Origin of the sequence: Streptomyces sp. NBC_01334 (assembly GCF_035983595.1) — a bacterium.
Lineage (GTDB): Bacteria > Actinomycetota > Actinomycetes > Streptomycetales > Streptomycetaceae > Streptomyces > Streptomyces coriariae.
Map to the genome: position 1 here is coordinate 944,618 of NZ_CP130718.1, position 14,666 is coordinate 959,283.

At 72.2% G+C, this 14,666-nt stretch carries 14 protein-coding genes and 1 pseudogene; 7 read left to right on the forward strand and 8 right to left on the reverse strand.

Annotation, left to right across the window (positions count from 1 at the left end; all coding sequences use genetic code 11):
* The gene (locus OG736_RS04265) at nt 1-879 is read left to right on the forward strand and encodes a geranyl diphosphate 2-C-methyltransferase (RefSeq protein ID WP_327181221.1); all 879 of its coding nucleotides are present in this window, start codon (nt 1-3) and stop codon (nt 877-879) included.
* Nucleotides 880-922: 43 nt separating this feature from the next.
* Complete coding sequence (locus tag OG736_RS04270; RefSeq protein WP_327181222.1) at nt 923-1,855, forward strand: aminoglycoside phosphotransferase family protein; 933 nt, start codon at nt 923-925, stop codon at nt 1,853-1,855.
* On the opposite strand, the gene OG736_RS04275 is transcribed toward OG736_RS04270, so the two are convergent.
* Nucleotides 1,840-2,322, reverse strand: a complete 483-nt coding sequence (locus OG736_RS04275) for a VOC family protein (RefSeq protein WP_327181223.1) — start codon at nt 2,320-2,322, stop codon at nt 1,840-1,842. The two genes, OG736_RS04270 and OG736_RS04275, sit on opposite strands and share 16 nt — an antisense overlap.
* Nucleotides 2,323-2,444: 122 nt before the next feature.
* Here OG736_RS04275 and OG736_RS04280 point away from each other — a divergent pair, with 122 nt between their 5' ends.
* The 3 genes from OG736_RS04280 (at nt 2,445) to OG736_RS04290 (ending at nt 5,016) form a co-directional block, all read left to right on the forward strand.
* Nucleotides 2,445-3,647: an epoxide hydrolase family protein gene (locus OG736_RS04280; protein WP_327181224.1), complete on the forward strand. Its 1,203-nt coding sequence runs from the start codon at nt 2,445-2,447 to the stop codon at nt 3,645-3,647.
* 125 nt (nt 3,648-3,772) lie between these two features.
* A complete protein-coding gene (locus OG736_RS04285) occupies nt 3,773-4,411 on the forward strand; it encodes an ATP-dependent Clp protease proteolytic subunit (protein ID WP_327181225.1) in 639 nt (212 codons plus the stop codon).
* 2 nt (nt 4,412-4,413) lie between these two features.
* Nucleotides 4,414-5,016, forward strand: coding sequence for a ClpP family protease (locus OG736_RS04290; RefSeq protein WP_327181226.1), 603 nt, complete (start codon nt 4,414-4,416; stop codon nt 5,014-5,016).
* Between the two features lie 21 nt (nt 5,017-5,037).
* On the opposite strand, the gene OG736_RS04295 is transcribed toward OG736_RS04290, so the two are convergent.
* Nucleotides 5,038-5,472: a helix-turn-helix domain-containing protein gene (locus OG736_RS04295; protein ID WP_327181227.1), complete on the reverse strand. Its 435-nt coding sequence runs from the start codon at nt 5,470-5,472 to the stop codon at nt 5,038-5,040.
* A 215-nt stretch (nt 5,473-5,687) separates the two neighbouring features.
* On the opposite strand from OG736_RS04295, the gene OG736_RS04300 reads away from it, so the two are divergent.
* Nucleotides 5,688-6,578, forward strand: a complete 891-nt coding sequence (locus tag OG736_RS04300; RefSeq protein WP_327181228.1) for a SigB/SigF/SigG family RNA polymerase sigma factor — start codon at nt 5,688-5,690, stop codon at nt 6,576-6,578.
* A 34-nt stretch (nt 6,579-6,612) separates the two neighbouring features.
* Here the strand turns inward: OG736_RS04300 and OG736_RS04305 are convergent, their stop codons facing one another.
* Nucleotides 6,613-7,065: an ATP-binding protein gene (locus OG736_RS04305; RefSeq protein WP_028806227.1), complete on the reverse strand. Its 453-nt coding sequence runs from the start codon at nt 7,063-7,065 to the stop codon at nt 6,613-6,615.
* A 388-nt stretch (nt 7,066-7,453) separates the two neighbouring features.
* A pseudogene (locus OG736_RS04310) lies at nt 7,454-8,716 on the reverse strand (DUF6777 domain-containing protein); the annotation flags it as partial.
* Nucleotides 8,717-8,964: 248 nt separating this feature from the next.
* On the opposite strand from OG736_RS04310, the gene OG736_RS04315 reads away from it, so the two are divergent.
* Nucleotides 8,965-10,233 (forward strand): streptophobe family protein, encoded by a 1,269-nt coding sequence (locus tag OG736_RS04315; protein ID WP_327181229.1) that lies wholly within the window; start codon nt 8,965-8,967, stop codon nt 10,231-10,233.
* Nucleotides 10,234-10,314: 81 nt separating this feature from the next.
* Here OG736_RS04315 and OG736_RS04320 read toward each other — a convergent pair whose 3' ends face one another.
* From OG736_RS04320 to OG736_RS04335, 4 genes are read right to left on the reverse strand one after another with little or no spacing between them, the layout of a single operon-like run.
* Nucleotides 10,315-11,301 carry a serine/threonine-protein kinase gene (locus OG736_RS04320; RefSeq protein WP_327181230.1) on the reverse strand — a complete coding sequence of 329 codons (987 nt, stop codon included), beginning with the start codon at nt 11,299-11,301 and terminating at the stop codon, nt 10,315-10,317.
* Nucleotides 11,298-11,846, reverse strand: a complete 549-nt coding sequence (locus OG736_RS04325; protein WP_327181231.1) for an SH3 domain-containing protein — start codon at nt 11,844-11,846, stop codon at nt 11,298-11,300. The genes OG736_RS04320 and OG736_RS04325 overlap by 4 nt, the downstream gene beginning before the upstream one ends.
* Nucleotides 11,847-11,855: 9 nt before the next feature.
* Nucleotides 11,856-14,195: an ABC transporter ATP-binding protein/permease gene (locus tag OG736_RS04330; protein WP_327181232.1), complete on the reverse strand. Its 2,340-nt coding sequence runs from the start codon at nt 14,193-14,195 to the stop codon at nt 11,856-11,858.
* 51 nt (nt 14,196-14,246) lie between these two features.
* Complete coding sequence (locus tag OG736_RS04335) at nt 14,247-14,657, reverse strand: hypothetical protein (RefSeq protein WP_057605152.1); 411 nt, start codon at nt 14,655-14,657, stop codon at nt 14,247-14,249.
* Nucleotides 14,658-14,666 lie beyond the last annotated feature (9 nt).

Consider the following 14,666-nt stretch of genomic DNA (forward strand, 5'->3'; position numbering starts at 1 on the left):
TTGACCACAGCCCACGACGCCGGCACCAAGACCGTCCCGGTGCCCATCCAGTCCACGTACCAGAACCGCGTCGCGGACTACTGGAACGCCGAGGAGAACCCGGTCAATCTCGAACTCGGCAGAATCGACGATCTCTACCACCATCACTACGGCGTCGGCGAGGCGGACTGGGCCGTGCTCGACGAACCCGACGCGGAACTGCGCCGGGAACGCATCACCGCCGAGCTGCACCGGCTGGAGCACGCCCAGGCCGAACTGCTGGCCGCACGCCTCGGCCGACTCACTCCCGCCGACCGCGTCTTCGACGCCGGCTGCGGACGCGGCGGCGGCAGTGTCACCGCCAATCTGCGCTACGGCTGCCACGCGGACGGCGTCACCATCTCCGCCAAGCAGGCCGAGTTCGCCAACGAGCAGGCCCGCAAGCGGGGCATCGACGACCAGGTGCGCTACCACCACCGCAACATGCTCGACACCCGGCTGGAGACCGGCGCCTACGCGGCCTCGTGGAACAACGAGTCGACGATGTACGTCGAGCTGGACCTGCTGTTCGCCGAGCACGCCCGGCTGCTGCGCCGCGGCGGACGCTACGTCGTCATCACGGGCTGCTACAACGACGCCTACGGCCAGGCCTCGCGCGAGGTGTCGCTCATCAACGCCCACTACATCTGCGACATCCATCCGCGCTCGGCGTACTTCCGGGCGCTGGCCCGCAACCGGCTGGTGCCGGTCCATGTGGAGGACCTCACCGAGGCGGCCGTCCCCTACTGGGAGCTGCGCAGTCAGGCCGACCACCTGGTGACCGGCATCGAGGAGACGTTCCTGAACGCCTACCGCAACGGCAGCTTCCAGTACCTGCTGATCGCGGCCGACCGGGTCTGAAATCGTTGGACAGCGGCGAGGTCGGTCCCGTGCAATGAGGCGCATGTGCGCGGTGAAGATGCATGCGGACGAGGTCGACCTCGACGCCCCACTGGTGAGCCGGCTCGTCGCCGGCCAGTTCCCGCGGTGGGCCGGGCTGCCCGTGCGTCGGCTGGACTCCTCCGGGACCGAGAACGCGATGTTCCGGCTGGGCTCCGACAAGGTGGTGCGGCTGCCCCGGCATCCCGGCGCCGTCGAGAGCGTGGCGCACGAACAGCGCTGGCTGGCCCGGCTGGGGCCGAGGCTGCCCGTGGCCGCGCCCGTGCCGCTGGAACTGGGCGGGCCCGGTGAGGGGTTCGCCTGGCCCTGGTCGGTCTATCACTGGCTGGACGGCGCCAATCCGGTCGCCGGCGCCGTCGAGAAGCCCCGGGCGCTGGCGGCGGACCTGGCGACGTTCGTCACCGCCCTGCGCGGGATCGAGACGCGGGGCGGGCCGCCGAACCCCCGGGGTGTCCCGCTCGCCGAACGGGACACCCCCACCCGCGACGCCCTCGCCCGGCTGGCGGGGCGGATCGACACCACCGCGGTCACCGCCCTGTGGGAGGAGGCGCTGCGGGCGCCGGGACACACGCGACAGCCCGCCTGGGCCCACGGGGACCTGATGCCCGGGAACGTGCTGGTCCGGGGCGGACGGCTGACGGCGGTGATCGACTTCGGCTGCGTCGGGGTGGGTGACCCGGCCGTGGACCTGATCGTCGCCTGGAACCTGCTGCCCGCCTCGGCCCGCGGAGCCTTCCGGGAGGCGGTGGGCGCGGACGACGCCGAGTGGGCCCGCGGCCGGGGCTGGGCTCTGTCGATCTCGCTGATCCAGCTGCCGTACTACTGGGAGACCAATCCGCCGCTGGCGGAGAACTCCCGGCATGTGATCAGGGAGATCCTGGCCGAGGCCCGGACCGCCGACGCACCCTCGCGGACCGGTCCCTACTCGCCGTCGTAGGCCTTCCTCAGGGCGGCGATGTCGAGCTTGCCCATGGCGTACATGGCCTTGGTGGTGCGGGTGGCCTTCTCGGGGTCGGGGTCGCTGATCATCTCGATCAGCCCGTCGGGGATGACCTGCCAGGACAGGCCGTACTTGTCCTTGAGCCAGCCGCACGGGCCGGGCTCGCCGCCGTTCTCGGTGAGCCTGGTCCAGTAGTGGTCGACCTCCTCCTGGTCCGCGCAGTGGATCTGGAAGGAGATCGCCTCGCTGAACGTGAACTGCGGGCCGCCGTTGATGCCCACGAACTTCTGCCCGTTGGCCGTGAACTCCACGGCCAGCACGGACCCCGCCGGGCCGGGACCGGCCTCGTTGTAGCGGCCGATGTCGCCGATGCTGGAGTTCTTGAAGACGGAGACGTAGTGGTGGGCGGCTTCCTCGGCCTGGCCGTCGAACCAGAGACACGTGGTGAATCCGTCGGTGGTCATGAGTACCTCCTGGGCGTGGAACGCGGTCATCAGTGTCGACTGCCGCTCGCCCCGGAAGTCATCGCTCGGGCCGTGGGGTAATCCGGATGGCCGGTGCGGCCCGCGCCACTAGCATCCGGCTCATGACCTCATCCAGCGCCGACAGCGGCCTGCGGCCGTTCCGTCTCGACATCCCGCAGGGCGACCTCGACGACCTGCACGACCGGCTGGACCGGACCCGCTGGCCGCAGGGTCTGCCCGCGACGGGCTGGTCGTACGGCGTACCGACCGGCTATCTGCGGGAGCTGGCCCGGTACTGGCGGCAGGAGTACGACTGGCGGGCGGCCGAGGCGCTGCTCAACGAGTGGCCGCAGTTCACGACCGTCATCGACGGGACGAACGTGCACTTCGCGCATGTCCGCTCCCCCGAGCCGGACGCCACCCCGCTGATCCTCACCCATGGCTGGCCGGGCTCGATCGTCGAGTTCCTGGACGTGGTCGGCCCGTTGACGGACCCGGCGGCCCACGGCGGGGACCCGGCCGACGCCTTCCACGTCGTCGTGCCGAGCGTCCCCGGTTTCGGCCTGTCCGGGCCCGTCACGGAGAGCGGCTGGGAGGCGGGGCGGGTCGCCGACGCATGGGCCGAGCTGATGGGCCGGCTCGGCTACGAACGGTTCGGGGCACAGGGCGGCGACTGGGGCTCGGTGATCTCCCGCGAGCTGGGCCGCGCCCACCCCGACCGGCTGATCGGCGTCCATCTGAACCTGCTGCCGGGCGCGCAGGCCACCCGGGAGCCCACGCCCGAGGAGCTTCGGGCCATGAGCGCCGAGGAGCGGGAGCACACCCTGCGGTCGTGGCGGCGATGGGTCGCTTTCGCGGCGGAGGAGACCGGCTACTACCTCCAGCAGGCCACCCGCCCGCAGACCCTGGCGTACGGGCTCACCGACTCGCCGGTCGGTCAACTCGCCTGGATCATCGAGAAGTTCCGGGAGTGGACGGACTGCGAGGAGCTGCCGGAGGAGGCGGTCGACCGCGACCGGCTCCTCACGAACGTCATGCTCTACTGGCTGACCGGGACCGCCGGTTCGTCCGCCCGGATCTACTACGAGCGTCAGCACGCCACCGGCGGGGCGGCCGCGCCCCGGGAGCCGTCGACCGTTCCGACGGCGCTCGCCCTGTTCCCGGCCGAGCCGCAGATCCCCCTGCGGCGGAAGGCCGAGCGCACCGAGAACCTGGTGCGCTGGACGGAGTTCGACCGGGGCGGCCACTTCGCGGCACTGGAGGAGCCGGACCTGCTGGTGGGCGACGTACGGGCGTTCTTCCGGCAGTTGCGCGAGAAGGGCTGAGCCCGCGAGCGGGCGAGGGGCGCTCTGCCCGTGGCGAATCTGCCGCGGGCAGAGAAACCGCGTGCGGGCACCTCCCGGGGTCAACAGTGGAGTCGACGGCAGTCACGCCACGACGAGGAGAACCGATGACTCCACTCACCACGCTCGCTCCCCGTGCCGAGGAGGGCGACACCGCACCCTCCCGCTTCGACGACCAGCTCGCCGCCCAACTGCTCAACCAGCGCATCGTGTTGCTCGGCACCCAGGTCGACGAGGTCTCCGCGAACCGGGTCTGCGCGCAGCTGCTGATCCTGTCGGCGGAGGACCCGCGCACCGACATCGCCCTCTACATCAACAGCCCCGGCGGGTCGGTGCACGCGGGGCTCGCCATCTACGACACCATGCGGCTGATCCCCAACGACGTCTCGACGCTCGCCATGGGCTTCGCGGCCAGCATGGGCCAGTTCCTGCTCGGTGTAGGCGCGTCCGGCAAGCGGTACGCGCTGCCGAACGCGCGGATCATGATGCACCAGCCGTCGGCCGGGATCGGCGGGACCACGGCGGACATCGAGATCCAGGCGGAGAACCTGGAGCACACCAAGCGCACCATCGAGCGGATCACCGCCGAGCACACCGGCCAGTCGCCGGAGACCATCTCGCGCGACGGTGACCGCGACCGCTGGTTCACGGCCGAGGAGGCCAGGGAGTACGGCATCGTGGACCGGGTCGTGGAGTCCCTCGCGGACGTCCGCCCGGCCGCGCAGAAGCGACGGGTGGGGATGTGAACATGGGGACCTACACGATTCCGAACGTGGTCGAGCGGACCCCGCAGGGCGAGCGGTCGTACGACGTGTTCAGCCGGCTGCTGTCCGAGCGGATCATCTTCATCGGCACCGAGATCGACGACGGCGTCGCCAACGTCGTCATCGCGCAGCTCCTCCATCTGGAGGCGGCGTCGCCGGACAGCGAGATCTCGATCTACCTCAACTCCCCCGGTGGCTCGTTCACCTCGCTGATGGCGATCTACGACACGATGACGTTCGTCCGGGCGCCGATCTCGACACTCTGCGTCGGGCAGGCGGCGTCCACGGCGGCCGTGCTGCTGGCGGGCGGGGATCCCGGCCGGCGGCTCGTCCTGGAGCACGCGCGCGTGCTGCTCGGGCAGCCGGCCAGCGGCGGCCGCCAGGGCACGGTCTCGGACCTGACGCTCCAGGCCAAGGAGATGGTCCGCATCCGCGCCCAGGTGGAGGAGGTGCTGGCGCGGCACACCCGCCACGACATCGCGACCCTGCGCACGGACATGGACCGCGACAAGGTGTTCACGGCGCAGGAGGCGGTGGCGTACGGACTGGCCGACGAGGTGCTGAGCCGACGTCCCGTGAGGGTGTGAGACGCCGGCCCGCGCGGCTCGTCAGGCGGCCAGGCAGAGGCCGTCGTACGACGACGTGGCCGTACGGCTCCGGGCGGAATGCCGGACGGAGGGCCGGCTGCTGAGCCGGATGAGCTCGCCCTGGGCCCGCGCCAGCAGGTCGCCCAGGCTCAGCCCGAGGGCGTGGGCGGCGGCCGCGAGGACCTCCGAGGAGGCTTCCTTGCGGCCTCGCTCCACCTCCGAGAGATAGGGCATGGAGATACGGGCCGCGTCGGCGACGTCCTTGAGCGTGCGTTCCTGGGCCTGGCGTTCACGGCGCAGGACGTCCCCGACCAGGTCGCGCCACAAGGGCTCGCGCGGCGCGGGCCGGGGAACGGGTGCGGGAGCGGTGCGAGGGACGGTGGCGGCGATGCCCGGGCGCTCGGCAGGCGGGCGCAGCGGGATCACGCGGGCTCGGTTGGGCGCTTGGTTGCTCACCTCCCCAGCCTAGGAAAGCAGGCCGCCTGCGGAAGGGCCGGGCGTTGCGCCCTCGGTGGAATCGGACGAAACGCCCCCGCGTCGCGATGGCGCGAATCCCGCGTGCATGGGTCTCCCCTGACGGGGTAGTCGCCACCAGAGTGGGTCTGCCCGTCGATGCTCGCTCACGGACCGAGTACAGCAGACGTCGAACCGTGACCTTCCTGGGAGAGGCAATGGAGACCGCCGTGATCCGGTCAGAGGCCAAAGCCGTCGAGGACACCGCCGTAGCCATCAGCACGGCCGGCGCGCCGCTCCCGGGCATCGAGGCACCCCGGAGCGTGGCTCCGCGGGACGCACGGGAGCTGTCCCGTCAGTTCTTCCAGCGGCTGGCCTTCCTCGAGGAGGGGACCCACGAGTACCAGTACGCGCGCAACACCCTCATCGAGATGAACATGTCCCTGGTGCGGTTCGCGGCCGGCCGGTTCCGCGGCCGCGGGGACGACATGGAGGACATCGTCCAGACCGGGATGATCGGCCTGATCAAGGCCATCGACCGGTTCGAGATCTCGCGCGAGGTGGAGTTCACCTCGTTCGCGCTGCCGTACATCGTCGGTGAGATCAAGCGCTTCTTCCGGGACACGACGTGGGCGGTGCACGTGCCGCGGCGGCTCCAGGAACTGCGCGTCGAACTCGCCAAGGCACGCGACGAGCTCTCCAGCCGTCTGGACCGGGACCCGACCGTGCCCGAGCTGGCCACCCTCATGAACCTGGCGGAGAGCCAGGTCGTCGAGGCGCAGATCGCCGCCAACGGCTACAACTCCTCCTCCCTCGACGCGGCGCTCACCGGGGACGGCCCGGAGCACGGCGAGGCGGTCCTCGCCGACTTCATCGGCGTGGAGGAGGAGGGGCTCCGGCTCGTCGAGGACTTCCACTCGCTCGCCCCGCTGATGGCCGAGCTGAGCGAGCGCGACCGGCAGATCATCCACATGCGGTTCGTGGAGGAGGCCACCCAGGCGGAGATCGGCGAACGGCTCGGCTGCTCGCAGATGCACGTGTCTCGCCTGATCAAGCGGATCATCATGCGACTGCGGCACGGGATGCTGGGCGAGCTGGACTACGCCTGATCGGCCCGGCCCGCGGGGCGCGCGCCCCGCGGGCCTAGGGCCCGAAGGTGAGCACGGCCCGGACCCGCTTGCCGACCGGCACGCGCTCGGCGGTGACCTCCGCCGCCACCGCGTGGACGATCTCCAGACCGTGCCGGCCGATGCGCTCGGGGTCCTTGGGGAACCGCAGGGGCAGTGCGTCGCTGCTGTCGTAGACGCAGACCGTGACCGAGGACTCCGTACCTTCCAGCTCCAGGATGTACGGCCCGTTGCTGTGCCGGTCGGCGTTGGTGATCAGTTCGCTGACCACCAGCAACACCTCACCGCTCGCCCGGTCGCCGATCGTGGCGCACCACTCCGTCCTGAGCTGGTCGACGAAGTGCGCGGCGAAGGCGCGGGCCTCGGCTATGCAGCCGGGCTCACCGGTGTAGTGCGCCGCCCGCCGCAGCGGTTCCACGGGTACGTCGAAACCGGTAGGTATCACTGCCCCGTCCAGGTACTCGATCATGCGTTTCTCTCTCGAAGGCCGGAATGGCCGGACGCCGCTGGGTGTGCATCTGTGCTCGTACCCCGTGTTGCGCCGCGCAGTCCAGGTCAGTTTTCCTCCTGTACGCGGGACGGCCACGGATACCTCACACGGCTGATGAGCCGGCCGGTGCACCGGGGGCCGCAGAGCTCGCGCCGGGGGAAACCGCCGAGGTCGGCGGCGACTGACTCGTGCTGTCGCCCGTCAGCGGAAGCCGCGGAGCCGAGGAGGAGCTGCCGGACTCGCTCTTGGGTTCGGACGGTGAGCTCGACTGCGACTCGGAACCCGGCGAGTCGGGCACCAGGTGCTGGGAGGACCGGGACCCGGATGACGGGGGTTCGGAGGACGGGGGCTCGGAGGACGGGGGCTCGGAGGACGGGGACTCCGAGGAGGGGGAGTCCGAGGAAGGGGGTGCGAACCTCCTCGACTCCGAGCTCGATGACGGCGAGGACGGCGGTTCCGACGACGGCGGTTCCTCCGACGGGGGTTCCGACGACGGCGACTCCGAGGACGGGGACGACGTGGACGACCCGGAGGACGGGGGCAGCGGACAGCCCGGCGGGCGGTCGGCGGGCGGCGAGACGCACGGCGGGGAAGTCCGCGGGCCGTCGCTCGTCGGCGCGCTCGGCGTACTGACCGTGATGGACGGCGTGAGCCTCGCCGGCGGCCGGGTCGGCCGGTCCTGGTGCGGCTTGTCGCCCGGCCGGCGGGCGAACCAGTGGTGGTCGTGTCGGGGGTCGTAGAGCACGAACACGTCGACCACGGTCACGGAGGGCTTGACCACGACCGTGGTCGCGGGACTGTACGAGGGCCACGGGTCGCCGGTCCGCTTGAACCCGGCCCGCTGGGCGAGCGGCGGGGTCAGCGGGTTGCCGCAGGCGCAGCGCACCCGCGGCACGCCGTGCCGGTCGACCAGGACGGCCGTACCGGCCTGCAGGACGGCCTGGTAGGTGGTGGCGGCGCCGTCGCGGTATCCGTGGTTGGTGACGCGGGTGTCCAGGCGGAGCTGCACGGGGGTGAGAGAGCGCAGGTGGGCCGGGACCCGGGAGGGGGCGACGCCGGCCACGGAGGCGAAGGCCCGGTTCTTGGCGGGATCCGCCCGGAGGGCCTTGATCTGCCGCTCCACGTCACAGCTGGAGACGTTGCGGGTGCCGCCGTACAGGCCTTCGTCTCCGCCGTCGACACCGGAGACCGTGTCCGTGGGCGGCGAGGATCCCGACGGGGCGACGGAGGCCGGCGGGAAGGAACTGTCGGTGACGGGGGGCTCGGTGTAGGGCTCCGGGCCCGTCTTGCCGGCCGGTTGCATGAAGACCTCGCCGACCTGGCCGGAGCCGCCTCCGCCGGATCCGGAGCCGCCGCCGTTCACCAGGGCGAGCACCAGGGCGAGTGCCGTCACGGCCACCACCGCCGTGGTGATCAACGCGATCCGGGGCGCGGACTTCCACCGGCTCCGGCGCGGTTCCCCGTCGCCGTCCCCCGGGGGGCCCGCGTCGGACGGCCGGGAGGGCGGACCCGGGGGAGGCTGGGAGGGCGGCCCCGAAGGCGGGCCCGACGGCGGCTGGGAGGGCGGGCCCGACAACGGGCCGGAGGGCGGTCCCGTGGGGCGGCCTGAAGAGGGCGGTTCTGCGCTCACGAGCACTCCCCACGTGGGTTTCCCGCAGCGCTTCGACAGCTGACCCCGAGAAGACCCGAGAAGACCCGACAGGTTTCGGCGGGGCTCGGCGGGACTCCAGGCGGCTCTCGCCTGGGGCGAATTGTCAGATATGCGCCACTTTCTTCCACAACGCACTATTGTGTGCGCCGGTCGGGCGTGGCTCGCAAGCGGGGCGCGGACGGCCCTCCCGACAGGCGCGCTCTCCCGGCGCTGCTTAGCGTGGCAGGGTGAGCGCGCACACCCCGCACGACCAGGCAGTCTCCCGCCACGGCTGGGTGCCGGCGATCGTCGTGGCCCTGGCCGGACTGCTCGCCATGGGGGTGGTGGCCGCGCTGGGACTGTGGGCGGCCGGGGCCGCTGATCTGCCGCAGGGTGCCTTTCCGAGGGTGATCGCGGCGACCGTGGTGACGAGCGTCGGCGGCACGGTCGAGCTCTCCGGGAACGCCGGTGGGCTCGCCGACACCCAGGCCGGTCTGACGGTGATCCCGCTGTCCGTCACCCTCGTCGGGGCGCTCGTGGTGGGCGCCGGATTCCTGCGGCCGCTGCGGCACCGGGCGGTGGCGGGCGCCGCGGAACTGGCCGGGTGGGCGGCCCGGATCGCCGTGCTGTGGCTGCTCGGCCTCCTCGGACTGGCCCTGGCCGCACGGCAGACCTTCACGATCTCCCTCGGCGACGACACGCTGAGCGACCTCGGTGAACTGTTCGACATCAGTCCCGAGGCCGGCTTCACGACAGACGTCCCCCTCACCCTTGTCGTCGGGCTGGTGTGGCTGGCCGGTGTGCTGGTGCTGGCGCTGCTGGTCTCGCCCGGCGCCCCGCTCCCGCCAAGGCTGCTGCGTCTGCACCGATCGGTGCGGCCGGCCGCGTACGCCATGGTCCTGCTGCTGCTCTGCTGCGTCGTCCTGGGTCTCGTCGTCGCGCTCGTCGTCGCGGCGACCCGCGGGCACCCCGCCCAGACCTTCGCCGTGGTCCTGCTCGGCCTGCCCAATCTGGTGTGGCTCGCGTTCACGATCGGGCTGGGCGCCACCTGGAACGGTCGGGTCGAAGGTCCGTTCGAGCTGCCGATGCCGCGGGTGCTGGACGAGGTGCTGCGCAGCCCGGACGACGCCCGGCTGAACCTCGGCACCCTCGCCGAGCACGACAGCCGCGTGTGGTGGCTCCTCGCCGTGGACGCGGCCTTGCTGCTGCTCGCCGCGTTCGTGATGGCGGCCCACTCCCCCGCCGGGACGCGCGCCTGGTGGCACGCCGTGCGCATGGCGGTGGCGCTGGTGCTCACGGTGCTGATGATCTGTCTGGTCGGCCGGATCTCGGCGCACTACGGCCTGTCCGTGCTCGGCATCGGCGACCTGGGCGGCGATCTGTCCGGGGAGCTGTTCCTGCGCCCCGAGGTGTGGTCGGCGCTCGGTCTCGCCGCGCTGTGGGGGCTGGTCGCCGGTTTCCTGGGCGGCCTGCTGGCGGGAGCGGCGCGCCGCCGGGGAGGGGCGAACCCCCCGTGAGAGCGGTGCGAGCGGCGAGAGCGGTGACAGGCCCGACGGCTCGCTCGGGCCCCTCCGCTCACCCGGGGTCGGACCCGCCGGTCACCAGGGACCGAGCGGGTGGCAGACCGGCCGTGCCCAGGGCGGGGGTTGCGGCGCCGAAGCCGGGGCGCCGACCAGTTCTGTCGGCGGGTGAGCGGGCCTGAGCCCGCCGCCGCCCGGCGTGGGCCTCAGCTCGGCCACGAAGTCGCCGCAGGTGGGATGGCGGGCCTCGGGGGTCTTGGCGAGGGCCCGGGCGAACACGGCGTCCAGGTACGGGGGGAGGTCGGGGCGGGCCTCGGTCAGCGGCGGCGGATCGGCGTTCTGGTGTGCCCAGAGCAGGGCCACGTCGTCGTCGCGGAGGAAGGGCGGGCGGCCCGCGAGGCACTCGTAGACCACGCAGGCGAGGCCGTAGACGTCGCAGCGGCCGTCGACCGGTTGCCCGGAGATCTGCTCGGGGGCGACGTAGTCGAGCGTGCCGACGAACTGGCCGACCGAGGTGAAGCCGGTCAGGGAGAGCGACTTCTTCGTCAGGCCGAAGTCGGTGAGGTAGACGTGCTCGGGGTGGTCGCTGTCGGTGCCGCGGGCGACGAGGACGTTGCCGGGCTTGACGTCCCGGTGGACCAGCCCGTGCTCATGGGCGGCGTCGAGCGCGGAGGCGACCTGCGCGGCGATGCGGACGGCGGTCGCCGGGGGCAACGGGCCCTCGCGGTCGAGGAGGTGGCGCAGATCGCTCCCGTCGACGTAGCGCATGGCGATGTAAAGGACCCCGTCGGTCTCGTCCGCCTCGAAGACGGGCACGATGTGCGGATGGTCGATGGCCGCGGCCACCCGCGACTCATGGGTGAAGCGTTTGCGGAACACGTCGTTGCGGGCCAGCTCCGGGGCGAGCAGTTTGAGTGCGACGGTCCGGTCCAGCCGCAGGTCATGGGCGCGGTACACCACGGCCATGCCGCCGCGTCCGATCTCGCTCTCGATGCGGTAGCCGGCGATTCTCCGGCCCACCAGCTCGGAGGGCCGGCCCGAGAAGGGGGTCGTCCCGCGGGTCATCGGGATCCCCGGTCGGGATGCACGATCCGGGTGGCGGTGTGGTCCTGGGCCTCGGCCGCTTCCGGCTCCCGGTCGGTCGCGTAGGTGCTGAGGCGGGTGCCGTCGCCGTACAGCCAGCGCTCGCGCGCCGGGTCGTACAGCCACACGTCCTCCCCGTCGACGACCACGCCGATCCGCAGTCCGTGGGTGCGGCGCCGGAAGGACTCGCCGTCGAGGCCCGCGTCGGCCAGTTCCTCCACCGCCGCCCGGTACCGGGCAAGGGCCTGTTCGGCGCGGCCGAGCAGCGGGCGCGGGTCGGCGGCGGTCGCGAGGGGGGCGTCGGAGCGGGGCGGGTCCTGGGGGACGGCGACGAGATAGCGGCCGTCGACCCAGGCCGACCAGCCGTTGGAGCACAGCACGCGCCCCCAGTCGCCGCGCCGCTCCATGAGCCGGACCGGCAGCAGCGCGTCGAGGGGCACGGTGGGGCGGGCCGGGTCGGGGGCCTCCCAGGCGGGCATGCCGTGCGGGGGGACCACGTGGGTGGGCCGGAATCCGGGAGTCGTCATGGGCCGCCCCTACTTCCGCATCACGGCGGGCTCGTGCCGGCGCAGCAGCCGGGAGACGAGGAATCCACAGACCGCCGAGAGCACGACGAGCATGCCCACGTCGAGCAGCCACACCCCCACCGAGTGCCCGAAGAGCGGATCCGCGGTGATGTCCCCGGGCACGATCCTGGCCAGCCCGATGGTGCCGGCCATCGCGCCGAGCGCCCACCGTGCGGGCACCAGCCAGGACAGCTGCTCCAGACCGGGCACGCCGTCCAGTGGCAGCAGCGCCCCGCAGAACACCACCTGGACGATGGCGAGCAGCACCAGCAGCGGCATCGTCACCTCCTCCTTGTGGACCAGCGCGGAGATCAGCAGGCCGAGCATCATGGCGGTGAAGGCCAGCAGGGCCACGGCGACGGTGATCTCGACCAGGGGCGGCATCAACACGCCTTCGCCGCCGGGAGCGTTGAGGTCGACGCCGAGCAGGGCGACGAGGGTCAGCACCACCGCCTGGACGACGGTCACCGCGCCGAGGACGACGATCTTGGACATCAGGTACGCCGATCTGGACAGGCCGACGGCGCGTTCCCGCTGGTAGATCACGCGTTCCTTGACGAGTTCGCGCACGGCGTTGGCCGCGCCGGTGAGGACGCCGCCGACACACAGGATGAGCAGCACGTTCATCGCGTGCTCCCGGTCGAGCTCGCCGCCGGACAGGGCGCGGGCCATGGCGCCCATGACGAACGGCAGGGCGATCATGATCGCGAGGAAGGTGCGGTCGGCGGCGAGCGCGGTCGCGTAGCGGCGGACCAGGGTGCCGAGCTGGGCGCCCCTGCTGCGGGGCCGGGCCGGTGGCAGCATGACCACCGGGCCGGAGCGGGGCAGCCGGGGCTGCTCGCTGTCGTTGACGACGTACTGCCGCCGGAACGGCGAGTCGCGGTACTCCCCCGCCCAGTCCCGCTCCTGGTCGCGTTCGAAGGCCTCGAAGGCCTCCGGCCACTGTTCGAAGCCGAAGAAGGCGAGGGCGTCCTCGGGCGGTCCGTAGTAGGCGACCCTGCCGCCCGGCGCGAGCACCAGCAGCCGGTCGCACACGTCGAGGCTGAGGACGCTGTGCGTGACGACGATGACGGTACGGCCGTCGTCGGCGAGGCCGCGCAGCATGTGCATCACCGAGCGGTCCATGCCGGGGTCGAGGCCCGAGGTCGGCTCGTCCAGGAATAGCAGCGAGGGCTTGGTCAGCAGTTCCAGGGCCACACTGACGCGCTTGCGCTGGCCGCCGGAGAGGGTGTGCACGGGCTGGCCCGCGCGCTGCTCCAGCCCCAGCTCACGGATGACCTCCTCGACCCGCTCGCGGCGCTCGGCCCTGGCGGTGTCCTGCGGGAAGCGCAGTTCGGCGGCGTAGACGAGGGCGCTGCGCACGGTCAGCTGGGCGTGCAGGATGTCGTCCTGCGGGACCAGTCCGATGCGCTGACGCAGCTCGGCGTAGTCGCGGTAGAGGTCGCGGCCGTCGTAGACGACCGTGCCGTGATCCGCTGGGCGCTGGCCGGTGAGCGCGCCGAGCAGCGTGGACTTTCCGGCGCCGCTGGGGCCGACGACCGCGAGCAGGCACTTCTCCCCCACCGGGAACGACACGTGGTCGAGCAGGACCTTGCGGCCGCGGTCGACGGCGACCGTCAGGTCCTGTACGTCGAGGGAGACCTCACCGGTGTCGACGTACTCCTGGAGCTGGTCGCCGACGAGACAGAAGTCCGAGTGTCCGATGCCGACGATGTCGCCGGGGTCGAGCGGGGCCCGGGTGACGGGCAGCCCGTTGAGGTAGGTCCCGTTGTGGCTGCCGAGGTCGACGATCTCGTGACCGCCGTCGGGCAGCGCGCGCAGTTCCGCGTGCCGGCGCGAGACGACCAGGTCGTCGACGACGAGGTCGTTGTCGGCGGCGCGGCCGATGCGGACGGTGCGCGCCGGCAGCGGCCGGACGCTGGTGGGCTCGCGGAAGGTGCCCGTCACGCCGGGCATGGAGACCGCCGACGGGCGTTCCGCCGCGGGCGGGGGCCGACCCGAAAGGACCAGGTACGGACCGTCGTCCGGGCTGCCGATACGGATCACGCTGCCGGGGCCGACGCCCCACTCCTGGACGCGCCGGCCGTCGGTGTAGGTCCCGTTGGTGCTGTGTTCGTCGGCGAGGGTCCAGTGGTCGCCGTCGGGCCGCAGCACCGCGTGGTGCCACGAGACGCGGGTGTCGTCGATGACGATGTCGCTCAGCGGGTCCCGTCCGATGCGGTAGTCGTGGCCCGGGATCAGCACGCTGGAACCCGTCTCGGTCTCCAGCACGAGTTCGGGCGCGGTCGAGGAGACCGGTCGCTCCACCATGCCCGAATTCTATCGATTCGCACCCTTGCGTGCCCGACGGGCGGCGGGGTCTCAGCCGACGGGGAGGACGAGCGCCGGGACGGTCCGCTGCATCCGCAGGGCGTCGACGGATTCGGCGAGCAGCTCGTACTCGGTGGTCTCGTCGCTGATCGCGATCCGCACCAGCCGCCCGCCGGCCAACTCGTCGGCCACCAGCTCCTGCCGGCCCATGTCGGCACACCAGGCCCGCAGCAGCTCGGGCACGTCCGGCACGTTGTCGGCGACCGGGACCAGGGCGCCCGGCGGGATGTGCTCGCTCTCGGGCCGCGGATCCAGCCGTTCGGCCATCCAGGAGGCCCGGTCCCGCAGCCACCACAGGGCGAGCGCCAGCGTCGGGGCACGATAGGTGCCGAGCGGTACGCCGATCCGCCGGCCGTCGCAGACGCCGTATGCGGTGACATGGCACAGGAATTCGTCGTGCACGTCTCTCTC